21 protein-coding genes are annotated in these 21,731 nt (G+C 62.9%); 14 read left to right on the forward strand and 7 right to left on the reverse strand.

The window, feature by feature from the left end:
* Positions 1–136: 136 nt before the first annotated feature.
* Genes zwf through ACL9RJ_RS24775 form a run of 3 tightly spaced genes read left to right on the forward strand, consistent with a single transcriptional unit; the run spans position 137 to position 2,989 of the window.
* Positions 137–1,606: a glucose-6-phosphate dehydrogenase gene (gene zwf, locus ACL9RJ_RS24765; protein ID WP_103032784.1), complete on the forward strand. Its 1,470-nt coding sequence runs from the start codon at positions 137–139 to the stop codon at positions 1,604–1,606.
* Entirely contained in the window at positions 1,593–2,306 is a 714-nt protein-coding gene (gene pgl, locus ACL9RJ_RS24770; protein ID WP_042935306.1) for a 6-phosphogluconolactonase, read from the forward strand. The genes zwf and pgl overlap by 14 nt, the downstream gene beginning before the upstream one ends.
* A gap of 17 nt (positions 2,307–2,323) precedes the next feature.
* Complete coding sequence (locus ACL9RJ_RS24775; protein ID WP_177117781.1) at positions 2,324–2,989, forward strand: bifunctional 4-hydroxy-2-oxoglutarate aldolase/2-dehydro-3-deoxy-phosphogluconate aldolase; 666 nt, start codon at positions 2,324–2,326, stop codon at positions 2,987–2,989.
* A gap of 289 nt (positions 2,990–3,278) precedes the next feature.
* On the opposite strand, the gene ACL9RJ_RS24780 is transcribed toward ACL9RJ_RS24775, so the two are convergent.
* Both ACL9RJ_RS24780 and ACL9RJ_RS24785 read right to left on the reverse strand, forming a co-directional pair.
* On the reverse strand, positions 3,279–4,463 hold the full coding sequence (locus ACL9RJ_RS24780) for an aminotransferase class V-fold PLP-dependent enzyme (protein ID WP_177117780.1): 1,185 nt from the start codon (positions 4,461–4,463) through the stop codon (positions 3,279–3,281).
* Between the two features lie 16 nt (positions 4,464–4,479).
* A complete protein-coding gene (locus tag ACL9RJ_RS24785) occupies positions 4,480–4,716 on the reverse strand; it encodes a DUF3820 family protein (RefSeq protein WP_017126223.1) in 237 nt (78 codons plus the stop codon).
* 206 nt (positions 4,717–4,922) lie between these two features.
* On the opposite strand from ACL9RJ_RS24785, the gene ACL9RJ_RS24790 reads away from it, so the two are divergent.
* A complete protein-coding gene (locus tag ACL9RJ_RS24790; RefSeq protein WP_017126222.1) occupies positions 4,923–5,390 on the forward strand; it encodes a PA2169 family four-helix-bundle protein in 468 nt (155 codons plus the stop codon).
* 227 nt (positions 5,391–5,617) lie between these two features.
* Here the strand turns inward: ACL9RJ_RS24790 and ACL9RJ_RS24795 are convergent, their stop codons facing one another.
* Together ACL9RJ_RS24795 and ACL9RJ_RS24800 are read right to left on the reverse strand one after the other, a co-directional pair.
* A complete protein-coding gene (locus ACL9RJ_RS24795) occupies positions 5,618–6,088 on the reverse strand; it encodes a MaoC family dehydratase (protein ID WP_017126221.1) in 471 nt (156 codons plus the stop codon).
* A gap of 59 nt (positions 6,089–6,147) precedes the next feature.
* Positions 6,148–7,092, reverse strand: coding sequence for an alpha/beta hydrolase (locus ACL9RJ_RS24800; protein WP_017126220.1), 945 nt, complete (start codon positions 7,090–7,092; stop codon positions 6,148–6,150).
* Positions 7,093–7,351: 259 nt separating this feature from the next.
* Between ACL9RJ_RS24800 and fadD2 the strand changes: the two genes are divergently transcribed.
* Both fadD2 and fadD1 read left to right on the forward strand, forming a co-directional pair.
* Positions 7,352–9,040: a long-chain-fatty-acid--CoA ligase FadD2 gene (gene fadD2, locus ACL9RJ_RS24805; protein WP_017126219.1), complete on the forward strand. Its 1,689-nt coding sequence runs from the start codon at positions 7,352–7,354 to the stop codon at positions 9,038–9,040.
* Positions 9,041–9,441: 401 nt separating this feature from the next.
* The gene (fadD1, locus tag ACL9RJ_RS24810) at positions 9,442–11,139 is read left to right on the forward strand and encodes a long-chain-fatty-acid--CoA ligase FadD1 (protein WP_177117779.1); all 1,698 of its coding nucleotides are present in this window, start codon (positions 9,442–9,444) and stop codon (positions 11,137–11,139) included.
* Positions 11,140–11,296: 157 nt separating this feature from the next.
* Here fadD1 and ACL9RJ_RS24815 read toward each other — a convergent pair whose 3' ends face one another.
* Positions 11,297–11,677 (reverse strand): hypothetical protein, encoded by a 381-nt coding sequence (locus tag ACL9RJ_RS24815; protein WP_017126218.1) that lies wholly within the window; start codon positions 11,675–11,677, stop codon positions 11,297–11,299.
* Positions 11,678–11,877: 200 nt separating this feature from the next.
* Between ACL9RJ_RS24815 and ACL9RJ_RS24820 the strand changes: the two genes are divergently transcribed.
* The 3 genes from ACL9RJ_RS24820 (at position 11,878) to def (ending at position 13,742) form a co-directional block, all read left to right on the forward strand.
* Entirely contained in the window at positions 11,878–12,066 is a 189-nt protein-coding gene (locus tag ACL9RJ_RS24820) for a CsbD family protein (protein WP_017126217.1), read from the forward strand.
* 189 nt (positions 12,067–12,255) lie between these two features.
* The gene (locus ACL9RJ_RS24825; RefSeq protein ID WP_017126216.1) at positions 12,256–13,200 is read left to right on the forward strand and encodes a YihY/virulence factor BrkB family protein; all 945 of its coding nucleotides are present in this window, start codon (positions 12,256–12,258) and stop codon (positions 13,198–13,200) included.
* 2 nt (positions 13,201–13,202) lie between these two features.
* Positions 13,203–13,742: a peptide deformylase gene (gene def / locus ACL9RJ_RS24830; protein ID WP_017126215.1), complete on the forward strand. Its 540-nt coding sequence runs from the start codon at positions 13,203–13,205 to the stop codon at positions 13,740–13,742.
* A 3-nt stretch (positions 13,743–13,745) separates the two neighbouring features.
* On the opposite strand, the gene ACL9RJ_RS24835 is transcribed toward def, so the two are convergent.
* Both ACL9RJ_RS24835 and ACL9RJ_RS24840 read right to left on the reverse strand, forming a co-directional pair.
* Positions 13,746–14,579, reverse strand: coding sequence for a class I SAM-dependent methyltransferase (locus ACL9RJ_RS24835; RefSeq protein ID WP_422765772.1), 834 nt, complete (start codon positions 14,577–14,579; stop codon positions 13,746–13,748).
* Between the two features lie 59 nt (positions 14,580–14,638).
* A complete protein-coding gene (locus tag ACL9RJ_RS24840) occupies positions 14,639–15,076 on the reverse strand; it encodes a GNAT family N-acetyltransferase (protein ID WP_017126213.1) in 438 nt (145 codons plus the stop codon).
* 323 nt (positions 15,077–15,399) lie between these two features.
* On the opposite strand from ACL9RJ_RS24840, the gene ACL9RJ_RS24845 reads away from it, so the two are divergent.
* The 5 genes from ACL9RJ_RS24845 to ACL9RJ_RS24865 all read left to right on the forward strand — a co-directional run bounded on the left by ACL9RJ_RS24845 (position 15,400) and on the right by ACL9RJ_RS24865 (position 21,641).
* Positions 15,400–16,341: a fatty acid desaturase gene (locus tag ACL9RJ_RS24845; RefSeq protein ID WP_017126211.1), complete on the forward strand. Its 942-nt coding sequence runs from the start codon at positions 15,400–15,402 to the stop codon at positions 16,339–16,341.
* Between the two features lie 9 nt (positions 16,342–16,350).
* On the forward strand, positions 16,351–17,145 hold the full coding sequence (locus ACL9RJ_RS24850) for a phosphate/phosphite/phosphonate ABC transporter substrate-binding protein (protein WP_422765773.1): 795 nt from the start codon (positions 16,351–16,353) through the stop codon (positions 17,143–17,145).
* A 231-nt stretch (positions 17,146–17,376) separates the two neighbouring features.
* Positions 17,377–17,886 carry a sigma-70 family RNA polymerase sigma factor gene (locus ACL9RJ_RS24855; protein WP_017126209.1) on the forward strand — a complete coding sequence of 170 codons (510 nt, stop codon included), beginning with the start codon at positions 17,377–17,379 and terminating at the stop codon, positions 17,884–17,886.
* A 1-nt stretch (position 17,887) separates the two neighbouring features.
* On the forward strand, positions 17,888–18,847 hold the full coding sequence (locus tag ACL9RJ_RS24860) for a FecR domain-containing protein (RefSeq protein WP_017126208.1): 960 nt from the start codon (positions 17,888–17,890) through the stop codon (positions 18,845–18,847).
* 118 nt (positions 18,848–18,965) lie between these two features.
* Positions 18,966–21,641, forward strand: a complete 2,676-nt coding sequence (locus ACL9RJ_RS24865) for a TonB-dependent receptor plug domain-containing protein (protein ID WP_245222990.1) — start codon at positions 18,966–18,968, stop codon at positions 21,639–21,641.
* Positions 21,642–21,731: the final 90 nt, after the last annotated feature.

Raw genomic sequence — 21,731 nt, forward strand, 5'->3', positions numbered from 1 at the left:
TCCTACTGATGGCGTCTGTGGACCACCACTCGCAATCGTCATTTTGATAAAATGTTATGGTTATTACTACATTTTTCCTTGAGTGATGCCTCGAAAAAAGGTATTTATCGTTTAACTTGATAAAAGAACAAACATCATGCCTTCGATAACGGTTGAACCGTGCACCTTTGCCTTGTTCGGCGCCCTGGGTGACCTCGCGCTTCGCAAGCTTTTTCCTGCCTTGTATCACCTCGATAGCGCCGGTCTGCTGCACAAGGACACGCGCATCCTCGCGCTGGCCCGTGAACCGGGCAGCGTCGACGAGCACCTGGCGACCATCGCCACCGAGTTGCGCGAGTTCGTCGAGGCCAGGGAAATCGACGAAGTGGTCGTCGAGCGTTTCCTCGGCCGCCTGAGCTACCAGCACGTGGATTTCCTCAAGGCCGACGACTACGTGGCCCTGGCGGAAACCGCCGGCACGGCCGAGCGGCTGATCGCCTATTTCGCCACGCCGGCCTCGGTGTATGGCGCGATCTGCGAGAACCTGGCGAAAGTCGGCCTGGCCGAGAACACCCGGGTGGTGCTGGAAAAGCCGATCGGCTCGGACCTGGAGTCGTCACGCAAGGTCAATGACGCGGTGGCGCAGTTTTTTCCGGAAAACCGTACCTACCGTATCGACCACTACCTGGGCAAGGAGACGGTGCAGAACCTGATCGCCCTGCGTTTCGCCAACAGCCTGTTCGAAACCCAGTGGAACCAGAACTACATCTCCCACGTGGAAATCACCGTGGCCGAGAAGGTCGGGATCGAAGGTCGCTGGGGCTATTTCGACAAGGCCGGCCAGCTGCGGGACATGATCCAGAATCACCTGCTGCAGTTGCTCTGCCTGATCGCCATGGACCCGCCGGCCGACCTCTCGGCCGACAGCATCCGTGACGAGAAGGTCAAGGTGCTCAAGGCCCTGGCGCCGATCAGCCCGGAAGGCCTGACCACCCAGGTGGTGCGTGGCCAGTACATTGCCGGGCACAGCGAAGGCAAGTCCGTGCCGGGCTACCTCGAAGAAGAGAATTCCAATACCCAGAGCGACACCGAGACCTTCGTCGCCCTGCGTGCCGACATTCGCAACTGGCGCTGGGCCGGTGTGCCGTTCTACCTGCGTACCGGCAAGCGCATGCCGCAGAAGCTGTCGCAGATCGTCATCCACTTCAAGGAACCGTCGCACTATATCTTCGCCCCCGAGCAGCGCCTGCAGATCAGCAACAAGCTGATCATCCGCCTGCAACCGGACGAAGGTATTTCCTTGCGCGTGATGACCAAGGAGCAGGGCCTGGACAAGGGCATGCAACTGCGCAGCGGGCCGCTGCAACTGAATTTCTCCGACACTTATCGCAGTGCGCGGATCCCGGATGCCTACGAGCGTCTGTTGCTGGAAGTGATGCGCGGCAACCAGAACCTGTTTGTCCGCAAAGATGAAATCGAAGCCGCGTGGAAGTGGTGTGACCAGTTGATCGCCGGCTGGAAAAAGTCCGGGGATGCGCCCAAGCCGTATGCGGCCGGGTCCTGGGGGCCGATGAGCTCCATTGCACTGATCACGCGGGATGGGAGGTCGTGGTATGGCGATATCTGAATTGAAACTGCCGCAGGGCGTGACCGGGCACGAATTCCGTACCCCGGCGCTGTTGGCCGAGGGGCAGGCCAGGGACGTGGCGCAACAGTTGCGCGCAGCCATTGCCGCCCGTGGCGTAGCGACCCTGGTGGTTTCCGGCGGGCGCAGTCCGGTGGCGTTTTTCCAGGGCCTGGCCAAGCAGGACCTGGACTGGAGCAAGGTAGTTATCAGCCTCGCCGACGAGCGCTGGGTGCCGGTCGAGCACGCCGACAGCAATGCCGGCCTGCTCAAGCGCTACCTGTTGCAAGGCCCGGTGGCCAAGGCGCGGTTTATCGGCCTGTACAACGCCGCGGCCAATCTGGAAGAGGCCGCGCAGCAAGCCGATCAGTTCCTCGCCGAGTTGCCGGATATCGATGTACTGGTCCTAGGCATGGGGGATGACGGTCACACCGCGTCGCTGTTCCCCAACAGCCCGAACCTGGAGGCCGCCTTGCAGGTGGATGGCAGCCGGCGGGTCTGGCCGATGCTGGCCCCGACCGTGCCGCACCAGCGCCTGACCATGAGCCGGGCCCTGCTGTCCTCGGCGACCTTTACCGTGCTGGCGATTTCCGGCCAGTCGAAATTGACCACCCTGGACGCCGCGTTGGCGGGCGACGAGCTCGCCGTCATGCCGATTCGCGCGTTTCTGAAACCTACTTTAGAGATTTACTGGTGCCCATGAGCCAAGGATCAGCTGCTATGAAAAACAATGCCCCGACCGTCTCCATGGCAGACAAGGTCGCCCTGATCGACGAACTGTGCGGCCGTGCGCGGATTCTCCCGGTCATCACCATCGCCCGCGAACAGGATGTCCTGCCGCTGGCCGATGCCCTGGCCGCCGGCGGCCTGACCGCCCTGGAAGTGACCTTGCGTTCGCAGTTCGGCCTCAAGGCCATCCAGATCCTGCGTGAGCAGCGTCCGGAGCTGGTGACCGGTGCCGGTACCGTGCTCGATCGCCAGATGCTGGCGGCGGCGGAGGCGGCGGGCTCGCAGTTCATCGTCACCCCGGGGATTACCCGCGACCTGCTGGAAGCCAGCGTCGAGAGTCCGATCCCCCTGTTGCCGGGCATCAGCAATGCCTCGGGCATCATGGAGGGTTATGGCCTGGGCTATCGCCGCTTCAAGTTGTTCCCGGCGGAAGTCAGCGGTGGCGTGGCGGCGATCAAGGCGCTCGGCGGTCCGTTCGGCGAAGTGAAGTTCTGCCCGACCGGCGGCGTCGGCCCGGCCAATATCAAGAGCTACATGGCGTTGAAAAACGTCATGTGCGTGGGCGGTAGCTGGATGCTGGATCCGGAATGGGTCAAGAACGGCGACTGGGCCCGCATCCAGGAGTGCACCGCCGAGGCCCTGGCCTTGCTGGATTGATTCACCGCTACTGAATTCGTTGTGTGTTCTACGGCTTTACGGTGCGCTTGGTCGGCGCACCGTTTTTTTTTGCCAGCAGAAAGCCCCTCGCTTGCCTGGGGGCGAGCCACCCTGTGGGAGCGGGCTTGCCCGCGAAGAGGCCCTTGAGGCTTACAGCGCCCTTGCGGCCGTCTTCGCGGGCAAGCCCGCTCCCACAATGGCCTGGTCAACCTTGTATACGCAGTCAATACAAACCCTGCGTGCTGGCTTGCTGGCGATAGCAATAGGCCTGGCAATTACGGCCTTCAGCTCATGCGCTCAAATCGGCGAGGGCCCTTGTCAATAAGCCGATATCTTCGGCCGAGGTGGTGAACCCCGGGGTAATGCGGATGCACGGCCCGCAGGCCGAGCCGCTGCGGGACACGGTGAACAGGTTGTAGTCCTGCAGTAGCCGATCGACCATCGCCTGCTGGTTCGCCTGCCGGGTAAAACGCATCGAGGTGATCGCGCAGTACAGGCGCGGGTCGTCCGGTGTCAGCACCTCGATACCGGGCATCTTGCGTGCTTCGCCGACCCACAGGTCGCGCAGGTAATTCAGGCGTGCGCCCTTGGCCGCCGCGCCGCCGATCTGCCGATGCTCGTCGAACACCATGGGCAGGGTCATCAGCGCCGGAATGTTCGGTGTGCTGTGGGGCGTGCGCGAGCGGACATCCGTGACCGGGTAATGCATTTCGCCCATGTCCGGGTCGATATCGGCCAGGCGCTCGGGATCGATATGGATCACCCCCAGGCTCAATGGCGCGCCGATCCACTTCTGCAGGTTGAAGCCGGCGAAGGCCACGCCCATCGCCCGCAGGTCGAATTCGATCTGCCCCAGGGCATGGGCGCCGTCGAGAATGACATCGACCCCGTGTTCCTGGGCCGCCTCGGCAATCGCCTGGACCGGCATCACCAGTCCGGTACGGTGGGTGACATGGGTCAGCGCCATCAGCTTCAGGCGCGGATGGCGCACGAACGCCTCGCGGTAGGTCGCCAGCAACGACTCGAAACTCGCCGGGTGGGCATGCTCGATGCGGATCACCTGGACCCCACGATGGCGTTCGAGCCAGTTCAGCGCGCCCTTGACCGTGTCGTATTCCAGGTCGCTGTACAGCACCTGGTCGCCCGGTTGCAGGCGATTGTAATTGCGGATCAGCGATTGCAGGGCGTCGGTGGCGCAGCGGGTGAGGGCAATCGCCTCGTCGCTGACGCCCATCAGTTCGGCCAGTTCGGCGCGAATCGCGACGCTGCCGATCTTGTCGAAGTGCTGGCGGACATGCAGCGAGTTGCTGCGGTTGATGAACTCGATGTTGTGCCGGTAATCCTCGATCACCCGGCGGCTCATGCGACCGAAGTAACCGTTTTCCAGATTGAGCGGGCCGGGTTCGACATCGTAGCGCTGGGCCACGGTTTGCCAGAAGTGTTCGTCGCGGGCGTTGTCTTCATTCCTTGGCATGGCGGGGCTCGTCGGGTCAGTGGCGGGGTTTGGGTTTGCCGTGCTTCGCACGTAGCGGGTCGAGCAGGTCGGCGAGGCCGTTGTGGTCGATCTCCTGCATCAACGCCAGCAGGCCGCCGAGTTCACCCTGGGGAAAGCCTTCGCGGGCGAACCAGTTCAGGTACGGTCCGGGGAGGTCGGCGATGATCCGCCCCTTGTACTTGCCGAAGGGCATTTCGCGGGTGACCAGCAGTTCGAGTTTTTCGGGGTTCATTCGGGGACTTGCCTCCGGTGTTCAAGCGACTGGAAAAATACAGGCATTCTGCATGCAGGCCAATTGACAGATCATGCAAATAACAGGGATACAGATTTTTCGATTATTTATAAGTTACTGAAATTAAACATAAAAACTATAAGCTGAAGGCTGGCATGGCGACTGCAACGGTATACCCAACTTCCACCACCAGAAGGAATTGAGTCATGACCAACTTGAACAAAGAAACCATTTCGGTTCTCAACCACCTGATTGAAGTCAGCAAGGATGGCCAGGAAGGCTTCAAGACGTGCGCCGAAGATATCAAGAACCCCGAGCTCAAGGCGCTGTTCCAGAAACGTTCGAGCGAGTGCGCGTCGGCGGCCGTGGAATTGCAGGCCGAAGTGCGCAAGCTCGGCGGCGATCCGGAAACCTCCACCAGCGTCTCCGGTGATCTGCACCGTCGTTGGGTGGACGTGAAGGCGCTGTTCACCGGCAAGGGCGAAGAAGCGGTGCTCAACGAAGCCGAGCGTGGCGAGGACCACGCCAAGAAGGCTTATCGCGAAGCGCTGGAGAAACTGGCCAAGCACGACACCCTGCTGAGCTTGCGTGACCTGGTGGATCGTCAGTACCAGGGCGTGCTGCGCAACCATGACCAGGTCAAGGCACTGCGTAATATCGCTCGCGCCAGCTAAGTCGCCGATATTGCCCCTATGGGGCTGGCTTGCCAGGGAAGGCGAGCCTCAAGGCCCTCTTCGCTGGCAAGCCCGCTCCCACACAGGGATCGGCGTTTCGACACAACTGTCGCGGCTGCCTCCAATCCCCTGTGGGAGCTGGCTTGCCAGCGAAGAGGGCCTCATGAGCGCTGCAAGCCTCAAGGTTCTCATCGCCAGCAAGCCGGCTCCCACAGTTTTTGTCATCATCAGCCAATGGTGATCGGTGGCGGGCTGGTCAGGGTCACGGTCTGCTGCTTGCGAGGGGCGAGGATTTCCGCTTCGCCGTCGACCACCAGTTCATCGCGCTGGTTGAATACGCGGGTGGCGATACGCACACGAAACTTCGGCAGTTTCTCGAGGATTTCCAGGCGCACGGTCAGGGTGTCGCCAATCTTCACCGGCTTCTGGAAGCTCATCTGCTGGCCCAGGTAGATGGTGCCCGGTCCGGGCAGTTCGCACGCCACCGCGGCGCTGATCAGCGCGCCACTGAACATGCCATGGGCGATGCGTTCCTTGAACATGCTCGCGGCAGCGAATTCGGCATCCAGATGCACCGGGTTGTGGTCACCGGACATCGCGGCGAACAACTGGATATCGCGTTCTTCCACGGTCTTGCTGTAGCTGGCGGTCTGGCCGACTTCGAGGGCTTCGTACGGCGTATTGGTCACCTGGGTCATCTGATACCTGTCCTGTGAAAGTTTGTTAAAATCAACTAATTGATTTTAAAGGAAAATAATCATTCTGAGCGGGCTGGTCGACGGTGCGCCAGGGTCTGCTCCAGCCAGTGCAGCACGTCGGCGGTCACTTCATCGCGATTGGTTTCATTGAAAAGTTCGTGCCGCGCCTGTGGGTAGACGCTCAATTGCAGGTTTTGGCTACCGGCTTCGCGCAAGGCATCGGCGAGATCCTTGAGGCGCTTGCCTTCGCTGACCGGATCGCGCTCGCCACCCATCACCAGCAACGGCAGGCCGGGGTCGATCTGCTTCAGGTTGCGCGCCTTGCTGATCTGTTGCAGGCCGCCCAGCAGATCGATCCACAACTGGTTGGTGCAGCGGAAACCGCAGAGCGGGTCGCTGACGTACTTGTCGACTTCCTCCGGGTCGCGGCTCAGCCAGTCGAAGGCCGTGCGGGTGGGCTTGAAGGCCTTGTTGAACGAACCGAACGACAGCCAGTCGATCAGTGCGCTGCGGCCCGTGGCGCCCTGGCGCCAGCGTTCGCCGCGGGCGATCGCGGAGGCGGCGCGGTATAGCGCCACCGGCTGGAAGTTCGAGCCGCTGAGGATCGCGCCCTGCAGGCTGGCGCTGTGGTGCAGCAGGTAGGCCTGGGCAATGTAGCTGCCCATGCTGTGACCGAGCAGGATGATCGGCTTGCCCGGCTGCTCTTCGCCAATGCGCTGGTTCAGGCTCGCCAGGTCGCTGACCACCGCGCACCAGCCGTCGCGATCGGCGAAATGCCCGAGCACGCCGTGTTCGGCGGTCTTGCCGTGTCCGCGCTGGTCATGGGCGTAGAGTCCGTACCCGGCCTCGCACAGGGCCGCGGCCAGGCGGGCATACCGGCCACTGTGTTCGGCCATGCCATGGGACAGCAGGACCAGTGCCTTCGGCTCGCCTTCCGGCAACCAGCGATTGACGTGGAGGCGGCTGTGGTCACTCACGGTCAGCCAGAAAGTGTCATGGGTCATGGCGGTTCCTTTGCTCAAGATGAGACGGCGGCACGGGACGAGACAGGGCACGGGATGGCATGCGGAGTCGATCCATTGTATAGCGCATCCTCGCCGAGGAAGCAGGTCATGCTGCGCATTGGCAGCAAGATTCATGATGTTGATGACTGTGTCCGCCATATTTGCCTGATTCCACATTGCTGCTAACGTCCGCTAAGCACCGCTTTTTCGCTTCGCGCGAACGCGGCCCCGGAGAGGCTCAGGCAAGAGGACAAGAACAATGCAAGCTGATTTCTGGAACGACAAGCGCCCCGCCGGCGTACCCCTGGATATCGAGGCGGGCGCCTATAGATCCGTGGTCGAGGTATTCGAGCGCTCCTGCAAGAAATTCGCCGACCGTCCGGCCTTCAGCAACATGGGCGTGACCCTGACCTACGCCGAACTCGAACGCTACAGCGCGGCCTTTGCCGGCTACCTGCAAGCCAATACCGACCTGCAGCCCGGCGACCGGATTGCCGTCCAGTTGCCCAACGTCCTGCATTATCCGATTGCCGTGTTCGGCGCCATGCGTGCCGGGCTGATTGTGGTCAACACCAACCCGCTGTACACCGTCCGCGAGATGCGCCACCAGTTCAAGGACTCCGGTGCCCGGGCGCTGGTCTACCTGAACCTGTTCGGCGCTCGGGTCCAGGAAGTGCTGCCCGATACCCGGATCGAGTTCCTGATCGAGGCGAAGATGGGCGACCTGATGGCGCCGGCCAAGGGTTGGCTGACCAACCTGGTGGTCGACAAGGTGAAGAAGCTGGTGCCGCCTTACCAGTTGCCCCAGGCGATCTCGTTCAAGAGTGCCTTGCACCTGGGCCGGGGCCAGAGCATCCAGCCGCTCAAGGTCAGCCTCGATGACCTCGCGGTGCTGCAATACACCGGCGGCACCACGGGCCTGGCCAAGGGCGCGATGCTCACCCATGGCAACCTGGTGGCGAACATGCAGCAGGCGCGGGCCTGCCTGTCCCAGCCCGGGCCCGACGGTCATCCGCTGCTCAAGGAAGGCCAGGAAGTGATGATCGCGCCGCTGCCGCTGTACCACATCTATGCCTTCACCGCGAACTGCATGTGCATGATGGTCACCGGTAACCACAACGTGCTGATCAGCAATCCACGGGATATCGGCGGCTTCATCAAGGAGCTGAAAAAGTGGCGCTTTTCCGCGCTGCTGGGGCTCAACACCCTGTTCGTGGCGCTGATGGAGCACCCGGACTTCAAAACCCTGGATTTCTCCAGCCTGAAGCTCACCAACTCCGGCGGCACCGCCTTGGTCAAGGCCACCGCCGAGCGCTGGGAGAAGGCCACCGGCTGCCGCATCACCGAGGGCTACGGCCTGACCGAGACTTCGCCCATTGCCTGCACCAACCCTTATGGCGACAAGGGCCGCCTGGGCTCGGTCGGCATCCCGGTGCCCGGCACCAGCCTGAAGATCGCCGATGACAACGGTGTCGAGCAGCCGCTGGGCGAGCGCGGCGAGTTGTGCATCAAGGGGCCGCAGGTGATGAAGGGCTACTGGCAGCAACCGGAAGCGACCCGCGAAGTGCTGGATGCCGAAGGGTGGTTCAAGACCGGCGATATCGCGGTGATCGACCCGGATGGTTTTGTCCGTATCGTCGACCGCAAGAAGGACATGATCATCGTCTCCGGTTTCAATGTGTACCCGAATGAAATCGAAGACGTGGTGATGGCCCACCCGAAAGTTGCCAATTGCGCGGTGATCGGCGTTCCGGACGAGCGTTCGGGCGAGGCGGTGAAGTTGTTCGTGGTGGCGCGGGAGGCGGGGGTCAGCGTTGAAGAACTGAAGGCCTACTGCAAGGAAAACTTCACCGGCTACAAAGTACCCAAGCATATCGTGCTGCGGGATTCGCTGCCGATGACGCCGGTGGGCAAGATCCTGCGGCGGGAGTTGCGGGATAACCCGTAGGCCACGATCGATGGGAGGTTATTGAGGAGCCCTTCACGACACCGCGGCAAGCCCGGTTCCTGCAGTTTTCGGTGGTACGCAAATAAGGTGCACAACTGCGAACTGCAGGAGCCGGGCTTGCCCGCGAAGTTTTAGAAAAGGGCTGAAACCCTCGAAGCAGAGCTGAATTCCGGGTAATAGACTTTTTACTCTAAAAATGACCATTGCTGTTTCTTGAGTCATATTCATGACCGGCGAGCCCGTCTTTGGCTCTAGGCGACCCTTGGCAAAGCTGCTACTCTCGGCGCGCTTTGTGACTTCTCGGCGTAAGTTAAAGCCAGATTCACCCAATAAAAAACACAGATAAATAATAATCGCATCAAATGCGGTGCTGAATTCGCGTTGCTGAGGAGTGGGCTTCCATGATCGAAGACTTTTGGAAGGATAAGTACCCGGCTGGGATTGCTGCCGACATCAATCCCGATGAGTACCCGAATGTTCAGACGGTATTGAAACAGTCTTGCCAACGATTCGCCAGCAAACCGGCCTTTAGCAACCTCGGCAAGACGCTCACTTATGGTGAGTTGTACGAGTTGTCCGGTGCTTTCGCCGCCTACCTGCAACAGCACACGGACCTGCAACCGGGCGATCGGATCGCCGTGCAGTTGCCCAACCTGCTGCAATACCCGATCGCCGTGTTCGGTGCCATTCGCGCCGGGCTGATCGTGGTCAACACCAACCCGCTGTACACCGCGCGGGAAATGGAACACCAATTCAACGACTCCGGCGCCAAGGCCCTGGTGTGCCTGGCGAACATGGCGCACCTGGCCGAAGCGGTGGTGCCCAAGACCGGCGTGCGGCATGTGATCGTCACCGAAGTGGCCGACCTGCTGCCCCCGCTCAAGCGTGTGCTGATCAACAGTGTCATCAAGTACGTGAAGAAGATGGTGCCGGCCTATCACCTGCCCAAGGCCGTCAGGTTCAACGACGTGCTGAGCAAGGGCCAGGGCCAGCCGGTCAAGGAAGCCAATCCGGCCAGCAGCGACGTCGCGGTGCTGCAATACACCGGCGGCACCACCGGCGTGGCCAAGGGCGCGATGCTCACCCATCGCAACCTGGTGGCGAACATGCTGCAGTGCAAGGCACTGATGGGTTCGGACCTCAATGAAGGCTGCGAGATCGTCATCACCCCGCTGCCGCTGTACCACATCTATGCCTTCACCTTTCATTGCATGGCGATGATGCTGATCGGCAACCACAACATCCTGATCAGCAACCCGCGCGACCTGTCGGCGATGGTCAAGGAACTGTCGAAGTGGAAGTTCAGCGCCTTTGTCGGCCTCAACACCCTGTTCGTCGCCCTGTGCAACAACGAGACATTCCGCAAGCTGGACTTCTCCGCGCTCAAGGTCACCCTGTCGGGGGGCATGGCCCTGCAACTGGCGGCGTCCGAGCGTTGGAAGGCGGTGACCGGCTGTTCCATCTGCGAAGGCTACGGCATGACCGAAACCAGCCCGGTGGCCTCGGTGAACCCGAGCCAGAAGATCCAGCCCGGTACCATCGGCATTCCGGTGCCGTCGACCCTGTGCAAGGTGATCAACGACGAAGGCGTCGAGCAGCCGCTGGGTGAGATCGGCGAACTGTGCATCAAGGGCCCGCAGGTGATGAAGGGCTACTGGCAGCGCCAGGACGCCACCGACGAGATCCTCGACAGCGAAGGCTGGCTGAAGACCGGCGACATCGCGATCATCCAGCCGGACGGCTACATGCGCATTGTCGACCGCAAGAAGGACATGATCCTGGTGTCCGGTTTCAACGTCTATCCGAACGAACTGGAAGACGTGCTGGCGACCTTGCCGGGTGTGCTGCAATGCGCGGCCATCGGCGTGCCGGACGAGAAGTCGGGCGAAGTGATCAAGATCTTCATCGTCGCCAAGCCGGGCGTGACCCTGACCAAGGACCAGGTGATGGAGCATATGCGGACCAACGTGACCGGCTACAAAGTGCCGAAGTCCGTGGAATTCCGCGATGCACTGCCGACCACCAACGTCGGTAAGATCCTGCGCCGCGAGCTGCGCGATGAAGAACTGAAGAAGCTGGGCCTGAAGAAGATCGCCTGACCCTGCATAAACGACAAAGCCCCGCCGATGCGGGGCTTTGTCGTTTATGCCTGGCGAGCAGGCTTGTGTCGGAGCCGTGCTTGTCGGAACGCCGCTCGCCGCGAAGCTTCCAGCGTCCTCAAGGGCCTTATCGCCGGCAAGCCGGCTCCTGCAGGTTTCAGGGTTGCTGGAACTGCGCGAATCCTACACCGGCCCCCGCCGGCCGCACGTCCTTGAGGAACGAGTCCTTGTCGGCGCTCAGTTCCAGGCTCAGCTCCGGCTTGCGCTTGCCGGCGTTGCGCACCACCAGGCCCTCCATCCGTTCGCGCAGGAACACGGTCGGCACCTTCAGGTGCAGCAACTCGTCGGTGGCCGGGGTATGCAACAGCAGGTGCACCCATTCGTATTGGCCGATCGCCAGGCGCGCCAGGGGGATATCGAACCACCAGATGTTGCGGTTGCGGTTCAATTCGGTGAAATGGCAGTTGTTCACGCCGAGCACGGCACCGCCCAGTTCCTGGTTCCTGCGGGCAATGGCCTGCTTTTTATCGAGTTTCATCACTTTCCTACCGTTATCGATCTTCAGCGCCTGAGCCTGAATCTGGCGGCTATTCTCATGGGTCGGCGGGCAAACATAAAGGCAAACCTGCTGTCTGTGATCAACAACCGGTCGAAAATAATTGAAACTCCGTGCAAAAGCCTCGGGTCAACCTTATGTCGGGACACTGACGCCCCGCACTCAACTGATGGAGAACGACCATGAGCAGCACTGGCGATAAGATCAAAGGCACAGCGAATCAAGCGGTTGGTAACGTCAAGCAGGCCGTCGGCAAAGCCACCGACAACAACCGGCTGCGCGCCGAAGGCAAGGCCCAGGAAGTGAAGGGCGACGCGCAGAAAGCGGTGGGCAAGACCAAGGAGGCGATCAAGAAGGCAGTCGATAAATAGACCGCGTTCCGATCGATCGAGCGGCCATCCCAGGATGGCCGTTCTTGTGTATCGCAGTTGCAAACGAGACAGGGCAATTGTTCAGCGCTGGCCAACTGCGCTACCGTGGGACCTATTACCCTAGGCAAGAAACCAGCCCTTGAGTCGCCTGCTGACCTGGCCCCCATGATTGCGGCGAAAGGAGACGCTATGATTTTTCCGGACTTGCGTGGTCTTCCCCTGCACCGAGTGCTGATACGCACGGTTCAGGAGTTCGTCGACGACGAAATGTCGACCTATGCCTCGGCACTGGCCTACCAGATGCTGTTTTCGCTGTTCCCCTTCCTGCTGTTCCTGATTGCCCTGATCGGCTTCCTGCATCTGCCGGACTTCTTCACCTGGCTGCGCATGCAGTCGGAGCTGGTGCTGCCGCCCCAGGCGCTGGACCAGGTCAACCCGGTGATCGATCAGTTGCAGCAATCCAAGGGCGGCCTGCTCTCGGTGGGTATCGTCATCGCCCTGTGGACCGCCTCGGCCGGCGTCCGGTTGATGATGAGCGCGATGAACGCCGCCTACGACGTGGTCGAGGCCCGGCCGATCTGGAAGCGCTTCCCGCTGTCGATCTTCTACACCGTGGGCATCGCCGGCATGTTGCTGGCCGCCGCCGCGCTGATGGTCCTCGGGCCGCAGGTGATGAGCTGGCTGGCCGGGCAGATCGGCATGGAAGACTTCGTGGTCACCCTCTGGACCATCCTGCGCTGGCCGGTGATCGTGCTGTTGCTGATGTTCGCCGTGGCCCTGATGTACTACGTGATGCCGGACGTGAAGCAGAAATTCGTGTTTATCACCCCCGGCTCGGTGCTGGCGGTGGTGGTGTGGATCGTGGCATCGCTGGGTTTCGGCTACTACGTGAAAACCTTCGCCGATTACAACGCGATGTATGGCAGTATCGGTGCGATCATTGTGCTCCTGCTGTACTTCTATATTTCCGCGGCGGTGCTGCTGCTGGGCGCGGAAATGAATGCGGTGATCGAACATATGTCGTCGGAAGGCAAGAATCCCGGCGAGAAGGACTTCCACGAACACCACGACAAGATGCCCGTCTCCGGACTGGGGCGCGACCATTCCCTGAAACCGACTACTGACGAAACCTGATCATGATCCGTGAAATCCTGAAAATGGGCGACGAGCGCCTGCTGCGCATCGCCCCGCCGGTTCCCCCGGAGATGTTCGACAGCGCCGAGCTCTGGCAACTGATCGACGACATGTTCCAGACCATGGAGCATGTCGGCGGGGTCGGCCTGGCCGCGCCGCAGATCGGCGTCGACCTGCAACTGGTGATCTTCGGTTTCGAGCACAGCGAGCGTTATCCGGACGCCGAGGCGGTGCCCCAGACGATCCTCATCAACCCGCTGATCACACCCCTGGGGCCGGAGCTGGAAGAGGGCTGGGAAGGCTGCCTGTCGGTGCCGGGGATGCGCGGTGCGGTGGATCGCTACGCGCGGATCCGCTACGAAGGTTTCACGCCCAAGGGCGAGCCGCTGGTGCGTAGCGCCGAAGGTTTCCACGCGCGTGTCGTGCAGCACGAATGCGATCATCTGATCGGTCGCCTGTATCCGTCGCGGATCAGCGACTTCCGCAAGTTCGGTTTTACCGAAGTGCTGTTCCCCGACCTCGATCCGAGCGCCGACGACTGATCCTCAGCGGGCCGCCACCTTGCCGGGCTTGACGAAGCGCAGGGTCAGGCGGTCCGACTCACCGATGGCCAGGTACCTGGCCTTGTCCTGCTCGCCCAGGCGCAGCGACGGTGGCAGGGTCCAGACCCCAGCGGCATAGTCCTTGGTGTCCCTGGGATTGGCGTTGATCTCGCTCTGTCCCTCCAGCACGAAGCCGGCATCGGTGGCCAGTTTCACCACGTAGGCGGTGGGCAGGTAGCCGCTCTGCCTGATGCTCTCCAGATCCGCACCGTCCCTGGCCCGATGATCCACCACGCCCAGCACGCCGCCGGGCTTGAGCACCTTGAAGAACGCCGAGAACATGGCCGGCGCATCGTCGGCCATGACCCAGTTGTGCACGTTGCGGAAGGTCAGCACGCGGTCGGCCGAGTCCGGCTTGCCGAGCACCGGCGCCTGGGGATCGAACTCGACGACGGCCGCCTTGGCGTAGTGCGTCGGGTCCTCTGCGAATTTCTGTTTCAGGCCGTCGGCCGAGCGCCTGGCGTAATCGCTGCTCGAGGCGGCCTGCACGGCGGCGATGTACTGCCCGTGATCCTTGAGCAGGGGCGCCAGCACCTCGCTGTACCAACCGCCGCCGGGGGTGATTTCGATCACCGTCTGGTTGGCCCGCAGGCCGAAGAACTGCAGGGTCTGCCGCGGGTGGCGATAGACGTCACGGACGCTGTTTTCCGGGGCACGCCAGCTGCCGGCCAGGATCTTGGCGTACTGGGCGTCGCTGATGACCGCCGTGACGGCGGCCTGGCCGAGGGCTGGAGCGAGCAGGGCGGTGAAGGATAAAGCCACGAGGGTGCGGTTCATGATCATCCTGGCAGGAACGGGTGGACGAACGAGGCTATCACGCAGCCCCGAGCGGCCGATCACACATTTTTCTCGGTCGATCTAACCAATGGTTCTATGCCCAGTGCCACCAGCGGCTTGCTGCGCGAGTAGCGTGCCAGACGGTCCGCCAGGGGTTGGGGCAGGGTCGTGGCGAGGCTGAAGCCCTGGCGCGTGTAGAAGTCCCGCAGGTCAGGATGGCAGAACAGCCAGACCGGGCCCTCGGCATCGCGCCGCGCCCGGGCGATCAACTGGCCGGCGATGCCCTGGCCCCGCCAGCGCGGATCGACCAGCAGGCCGGTCAGCCAGAAACCTTCGGCGACCGCGGTGAGGGACAGCCCGGCGATGATCCCGTCGCACCGCGCGACCCACAGTTGGCCGTCTCCGGCAGAGCGCATCGACGAGTTGTGGGCGCGATAGAACTTGTTCAGCAGCGGTCGCAAGGGCTCCGGGAGCTGGGCGTAGTCGGCGGTCGGCATGAGGGGCGGGCAACGGCAGGGCGGGGGCCGATTATAAAACAGCCGGCGCCCGCGGATAGGTGTATACCTGAATCTAAATCCTGACGGAGTGCGCATCATGAGCAAGGGCATGGATTCAAAGAAAGCCGCGAAGAAGAAACCGGCCAAGACCGCCGACGAGAAACGGGCGGAGAAGAAGGTCAAGAAAGCCAACGTGTTCGGGCACTGAGTTGCAATCGTTCTAAGCTGATAACCAATCGATCTGCAAGATTTTGCGTTGCTGATGCACATCAGGGGATAAAGCCGGGGTTTGTCCCTCGGCCTGTCCTGTGCGAAGCCGATCGATGCCCAACTACCTCGACCCTGTTCACCGTGAAGAAATCCTTTCCCTGTCCCGCACCTTTACCGGGCGTACCGAATGGCCGACCTGGCTGTTGCTGATCGCCGTCCATGGCGGCTGGTTCGCTGTCCTGCTCGGCAGCCCGCACCTGGGGCTGTGGCCGAGCACGCTGTTGCTGATCGTGCTGGTCGCGTTGTGGCTGTCGGTGCAGCACGAACTGCTTCACGGTCACCCGACGCGTTTCGACGGCTTGAACAAGCTGCTGGGCTACGCGCCGTTTGCCGTGTGGTATCCCTACACGCTGTATCGTGACAGCCACCTGATCCATCACCGCGACGAAGACCTGACCCTGCCCGGTATCGACCCCGAGAGCCGCTATCTGCGGCAGCAGGACTGGCAGCGCTGTTCCCTGTTCGAAAAGGCCCTGCACCGCTTGAACAAGACGGTCTTCGGTCGCCTGCTGGTGGGCGCGCCGCTGGCCCTGCTCACCCTGGTGCGTGAAGAAAGCCGGCGCTTGCGGCGCGGCGAGCGCCGGGCCTGGCTGATGTGGCTGACCCACGGTGCATTGACCGTGCTGATGCTGGTGTTTGTCGCCCGCCACAGCATTATCCCGGTCTGGCACTACCTGCTGCTGGTCAGTATCCCGGCGTTGTCGGTGGCCATGCTGCGTTCCTACTACGAACATCGTCCCCACGCCGAACCCGAGCAGCGCACGGTGATCAACGAAGCCGGCTGGCCCTGGAGCTGGTTGTTCCTCAACAACAACCTGCACTTGATGCACCACGACCTGCCGAAGCTGCCCTGGTACTTCCTGCCCCGGGTCTACCGCGCACGCCGTGACCAGTGGCTGGCGCGCAGCGGCGGCTTTCTAGTAAAAGGCTACGGCGAGCTGCTGCGGCGCCATGCCGTGAAAGCCATCGACAGCCCCCAACACCCGTTTTCCTGAGGAGTCGCCATGACTGCCCGCTACGCCGAATTGCTCATGTACGTGGCCCCGCCAGCCGTGCAGCAGGTCAACGAACAATGGCTGGGGCGGATTCTCCAGACGCTCGGCGTCAGCCGCCTTCCGGCCGCGGAGCTGGACCTGAGGCAGCTGTGGCTGTCCCCGCAATTGCTGCTGACGCAGACCTGCGGCTACCCGCTGATGACCCTGCTGCGCGGCCAGGTGACGGTTATCGGGCGCCCGCGTTATGAACTGCCGGACGCCAGCGCGGGCAATCATTGCAGCCTGCTGCTGACCCGCGAAGACAACCCGCGCGTGACCCTGGAGGACTTTCGCGACAGTCGCGGCGTGCTCAATGACGAAGGCTCCAACAGTGGCATGAACCTGCTGCGCCAGTGCCTGGCCCCGCTGCAGCGCGATGGCCGCTTCTTCGCCAGCGTCGACTACAGCGGCGCCCACCGTGAAAGCCTGCGCTGGCTGCGCGAAGACCTGGCCGACCTGGCGGCGGTGGACAGCGTGACTTTCGCCTATCTGGCGCGCTTCGCCCCCGAGGAAGTGGCCGGCCTGAGGGTAGTGCAACGCAGTGCGCCGAGCCCTTGCCTGCCGTATATCGGGCCGGCGGGCCTGGACGAAGAACAGCTCGGGCGGTTGCGCGAGGCGATGAACCAGGCCTTGCGCGAGTTGCCCGCAGTGGCCGAGGTGCTGGGCCTGGCCGAGGTGCTGCCGGCCAGCGAGGCGGACTACCAGATCCTCCTCGATTACCGGGATGAAGCCCAGCGGTTGGGGCTTGTCCGACTGGGCGCATGACGCCCTCTGTCAGCGTCCCCCTGTAGGAGCCGGCTTGCGGGCGATAGCGGTTTATCAGGCGACAGCGATGTCGACCAAGCGCTCGTGAGCGCCAGCAAGCCTGTCGCTGCCTGAATGCATATGGTTATATAAAAATACCTTTTAAGTATTATTAAAGAATAAGCCGTGTTGGTAGCATCCTGCCACCGGAACACCGGACATACAGCGCAACTCTCTTGATCTGGAGCCATCATGTCCGGCGCCGACACACCTCACAGCGATTACGTGGGCGGGTTATTCCGCACGCATTACGATTGGCTCTGCGCCCGCTTGCGCCGCCATCTCGATTCCAGCGCCAGCGCCGAAGACATCGCCGCCGACACCTTCGTGCAACTGCTGATGGCCGCGGACAGCCTGCCGATTCGCCAGCCCCGTGCGTTGCTGACCACCATTGCCCAGCGATTGATGTACCAGCTCTGGCGCCGCCGCGACCTGGAGCGTGCCTACCTCGACGCCCTGCAACAGGAGGACGAAGCGCAGGTGCCGTCACCGGAAGACCTGGCCCAGATGCTCGAAGCGCTGGAGACCATCGACCGCCTGCTCAACGGCTTGCCGGACAAGGTCAAGGCGACCTTCCTGCTGTCCCAGGTCAATGGCCTGACCTATCCCGAGATCGCGGTCGAGCTGGGTATTTCCCAGCGCTCGGTCAGTGACTACATGACCCGGGCAATCAGTCGCTGCCTGCGTGCGAGGCTGGACTGAGATGAGCCGCGAACAGGACCCGGACCCGCTGATCGAAGAAGCCGCGCGCTGGATCGTCCGCCTGCGTTCCGGCCAGGCCAGCGACGCCGACCGGCATGCCTACCAGCAATGGCGCAATCAGGATCCGCGCCATGAGCAACTGTGCAGCCAGCTGGAAACCCGTCTCGGGGTGTTCCGGATTCCCATCGACCAGGGCATCAGCGGCGAACTGCTGCAACGGGCACTGAGCGCTCCGGCCAGTCGCCGCAAATTGTTGCAGGGCGCCTTGCTCGGCGTCGGCGTGATGCTCGGTGCCGGCCTGCTGCTGGGCGGCGCCGGCACCTCCCTGGCCGAACTGACGGCCGACCTGCGTACCGGCACCGCCGAGCGCCGCAGCCTCGAATTGCCCGATGGCAGCGAGTTGCAACTCAACGCCAGGAGCGCCGCCGATATCGACTTCGACCACCAGCGGCGGCAGGTGCGCCTGCTCGATGGCGAACTGTTGGCGAGGATCGCCAGGGATGCCTCGCGGCCCTTCGTGGTCCAGGCCCCGCAGGCCCGGGTACACGCCTATGGCGATCACCTGCTGGTCCGTGAGCGGGACGGCCTGGGTCATGTGGTGGCCTTGGGCGGGGCCCTGGAAATCGTCGGTCCGACGGGTGAGCGCCTGCAATTGCCGGCCGGCCATGAAGTCTCCTATGACCGCTATCGGTTCGGCCCGATCCGTCCCAGTCACGGCAGTGCCACGGCCTGGGTCGACGGTCTGCTGGAAGTGCGCGACGGCACCCTCGGCGAAGTGGTCGAGGCCCTGCGGCCCTGGCGTCCGGGTGTCTTGCGCCTCGACCCGGCGATTGCCTCGCTGCGGGTCAGCGGCCTGTTCCGGCTCGACCGGCCTGAGCAGATTCTCGACACCCTGGCCCGCACGCTGCCGATCCGGGTCGACCGGCATACCGACCTGTGGGTGACCTTGAGCCCGGCGTAGCGGGTTGGTTCTAAGACCATAACCAAAGGGTCTGCAAGTTTTTCGTCGGTCACTGCACATCACTCCCGTAAGCGCTGCCGAGGGAGCAGCGTTGTTCGATTCCATGGGGGGAGTCATTTTGCGTTCGTCCAACACCACGACCTATTCGCGTCATCCGCTTCGGGCCCTGGCCATCGCGCCGCTGGCCGGCCTGCTGTTCGCCACGGGGGCCTGGGCGGCCGAAGACGCCCGGCAGGTCTATCACATCGCCTCGGGCCCGCTCGACGAGGTACTGCTGAGCATCAGCCGGCAAAGCGGCCAGGTGATTTCCTTCACGCCGCAGTTGAGCAACTACTCCTCGGCCCAGGTCGACGGTTCCCTGTCGGCCCGGCAGGCGGTCAGCGAAGCGCTGCGCGGCACCGGCCTGCAATTGCAGGTCAGCCCGGACGGCGCGTTCATCATCCAGGAAGGCGCCACGCCGACCCAGGCCAGCGCGCAGTCCAGGGCCCAGACCAATGCCAAGGTGCACACCAGCGAGGCAGCCGTGCCGACCCTCGACCGGGTCATCGCCCTCGGCACCCGCCGCAACGATGCCACGGCACTGACCAGCGCCGCGCCGGTCGATGTGCTCACCAGCGAAGAACTGAAACAGACCGGCGCCACCAGCCTCAATCAGGCGCTGTTCCAGCTGCTGCCCTCGTTCAACTACCCGCAGAACCAGAGCGCGACCCGCGGGCAGAACCCCAAGGGCGCCTCGCTGCGCGGCCTGGCGCCGGACCAGACGCTGGTGCTGATCAACGGCAAGCGGCGGCATGCCTCGGCGGTGGTGAACATCTCCGGCGGCGTGCCGTTCATTGGCGCGCAGCCGGTGGACCTGGACATGATTCCCCTCAGCGCCATCGACCATGTCGAGGTGCTGCGTGACGGCGCCTCGGCCCAGTACGGCTCCGATGCGGTGGCCGGGGTGGTCAACATCGTGCTCAAGGAGCGCGACAGTGGCGGCCAGCTCAACACCCAGCTGGGCAAGTACTCCCAGGGCGACGGTTTCAGCAAGACCGCCGACGGCTGGTACGGCATCGGCTTGCCGGGGGACGGTTTCCTGACCCTGAGCTTCAACAGCCTGAACAACCGGCCCGACGATATCGGCGACAAATACATTGCCGACGGCCGCGAGCAGGACCCGCGCTGGGGTGGCGCCGGGCGCAACAAGTACAACCTGGTGGCGAATGCCGAGGTCGGCCTGAGCGATCAGTGGCGCCTCTACAGCTTCGCCACCTTTGGTCAGGACACCTCGGTCAACAACACGCCGCCGCTGCTGGCTGGCAACCCGAACAACGTGGCGGCGATCTATCCCAACGGCACCATTCCGAAGTACCGCTACCGCTATGAAGACGGTGCGTTGACCGTTGGCAGCCGCTACGAGGACGCGAGCCTGGGACGCTTCGACCTGAGCGCCACCTACGGTCGCGATACCCACGACGAACTGGCCTACAACACGGTCAACCCGAGCTTCGGCGCGAACAGCCCGACCAAGTTCGACGTGGCGACGCTGATCAATGAACAGACCAACCTGAGCCTGGATTACGCCAAGGACCTGGACGTCGACTGGTCCAAGCATCCGCTAACGATTTCGGCCGGCGTCGCTTACCGCAACGAGCGTTACCGGCTCGAAGCGGGAGATGCCGACTCCTACTCGTTCGGCGGGATCAACGGCGTCCAGGTCGGCGCGGTGCAGGCTTCGGGCCTGACCCCGGACGATGCCGGGACCTATACGCGCAATGTCGGCGGGGTGTACTTCGGCCTGGAAAACCAGTTGACCGACAAGTTCCAGTTCGGTCTGGCCGGGCGTACCGAGCATTACTCGGACTTCGGTTCGGCGACCACCGGCAAGGTCTCGGCGCGGTATGACTTCACGCCGCAGGTCGGCCTGCGCGCCACCGTCAACAACGCCTACCGTGCGCCGACCCTGGGCCAGATCGGCACCTCCTGGACCACCACCACCAACGTCGATATCAACGGCAACCCGGTGCTGACCCGCATGCTGCCGGCCGACAACCCGGCCGCCCGGGCCCTGGGCGCGCAGCCATTGAAACCGGAGAAGTCCACCAACTTCTCCCTTGGCCTGGTGCTGCGTCCGACCGACCAGGCTTCGCTGACCATCGATGCCTACCAGATCAGCATTCGTGACCGCCTGCTCTACAGCGGCGGCATTTCCGGTCCCCGGGCCGAGCAGATTCTCCAGGCCGCCGGCTACGGCCAGTACACCTGGGCGCAGTTCATGACCAACGCCGCCGACACCCGCACCCGTGGCGTGGACATCGTCGGCAAGTACAACCTCGACCTGCAGCAGTACGGCGGCCTGACCCTGAGCGCGGGCTACACCAAGGCCAAGACCATCATCGAGCGCATCAACTCCAACCCGTATGGCTTCGATGTGCTGACCCGCGAGGCGCGCGGCTTCCTCGAACACGGCTACCCGGAAGACAAGCTGGTATTCGGCGCGACTCACCGCTACGGCCCGTGGACGGTGGCCCTGAACGAAACCCGCTATGGCGAGTACCGCAAATACGCGGCCTCCGAAGCCAATGCCCAGTACGACCAGACCTTTTCCGCCCAGTGGACCACCGACCTGGATGTGAACTACGCGTTCAGCAAGCAACTGCGCCTGTCGGTCGGGGCCAACAACCTGTTCAGCAGCACGCCGGATGACTTCAACAAGCAACTGCGCCAGACGCCGGGCCAGCAATACAGCTACCTGTCGCCCGCGGCACCGGAGGGGGCCTTCTACTACACGCGCCTGAGCTACGACTTCTGAACCTGACACCGACCGTTCCCGGGCGCTGCTCGGGAACGATCACCACGCTGTTTCTTGCTTCACCCAACATGAAAACCAAACCACCACGAG

The sequence above is a fragment of the Pseudomonas sp. Mn2068 genome (genome assembly GCF_049319725.1).
GTDB classification, from domain to species: Bacteria; Pseudomonadota; Gammaproteobacteria; order Pseudomonadales; family Pseudomonadaceae; genus Aquipseudomonas; species Aquipseudomonas gingeri.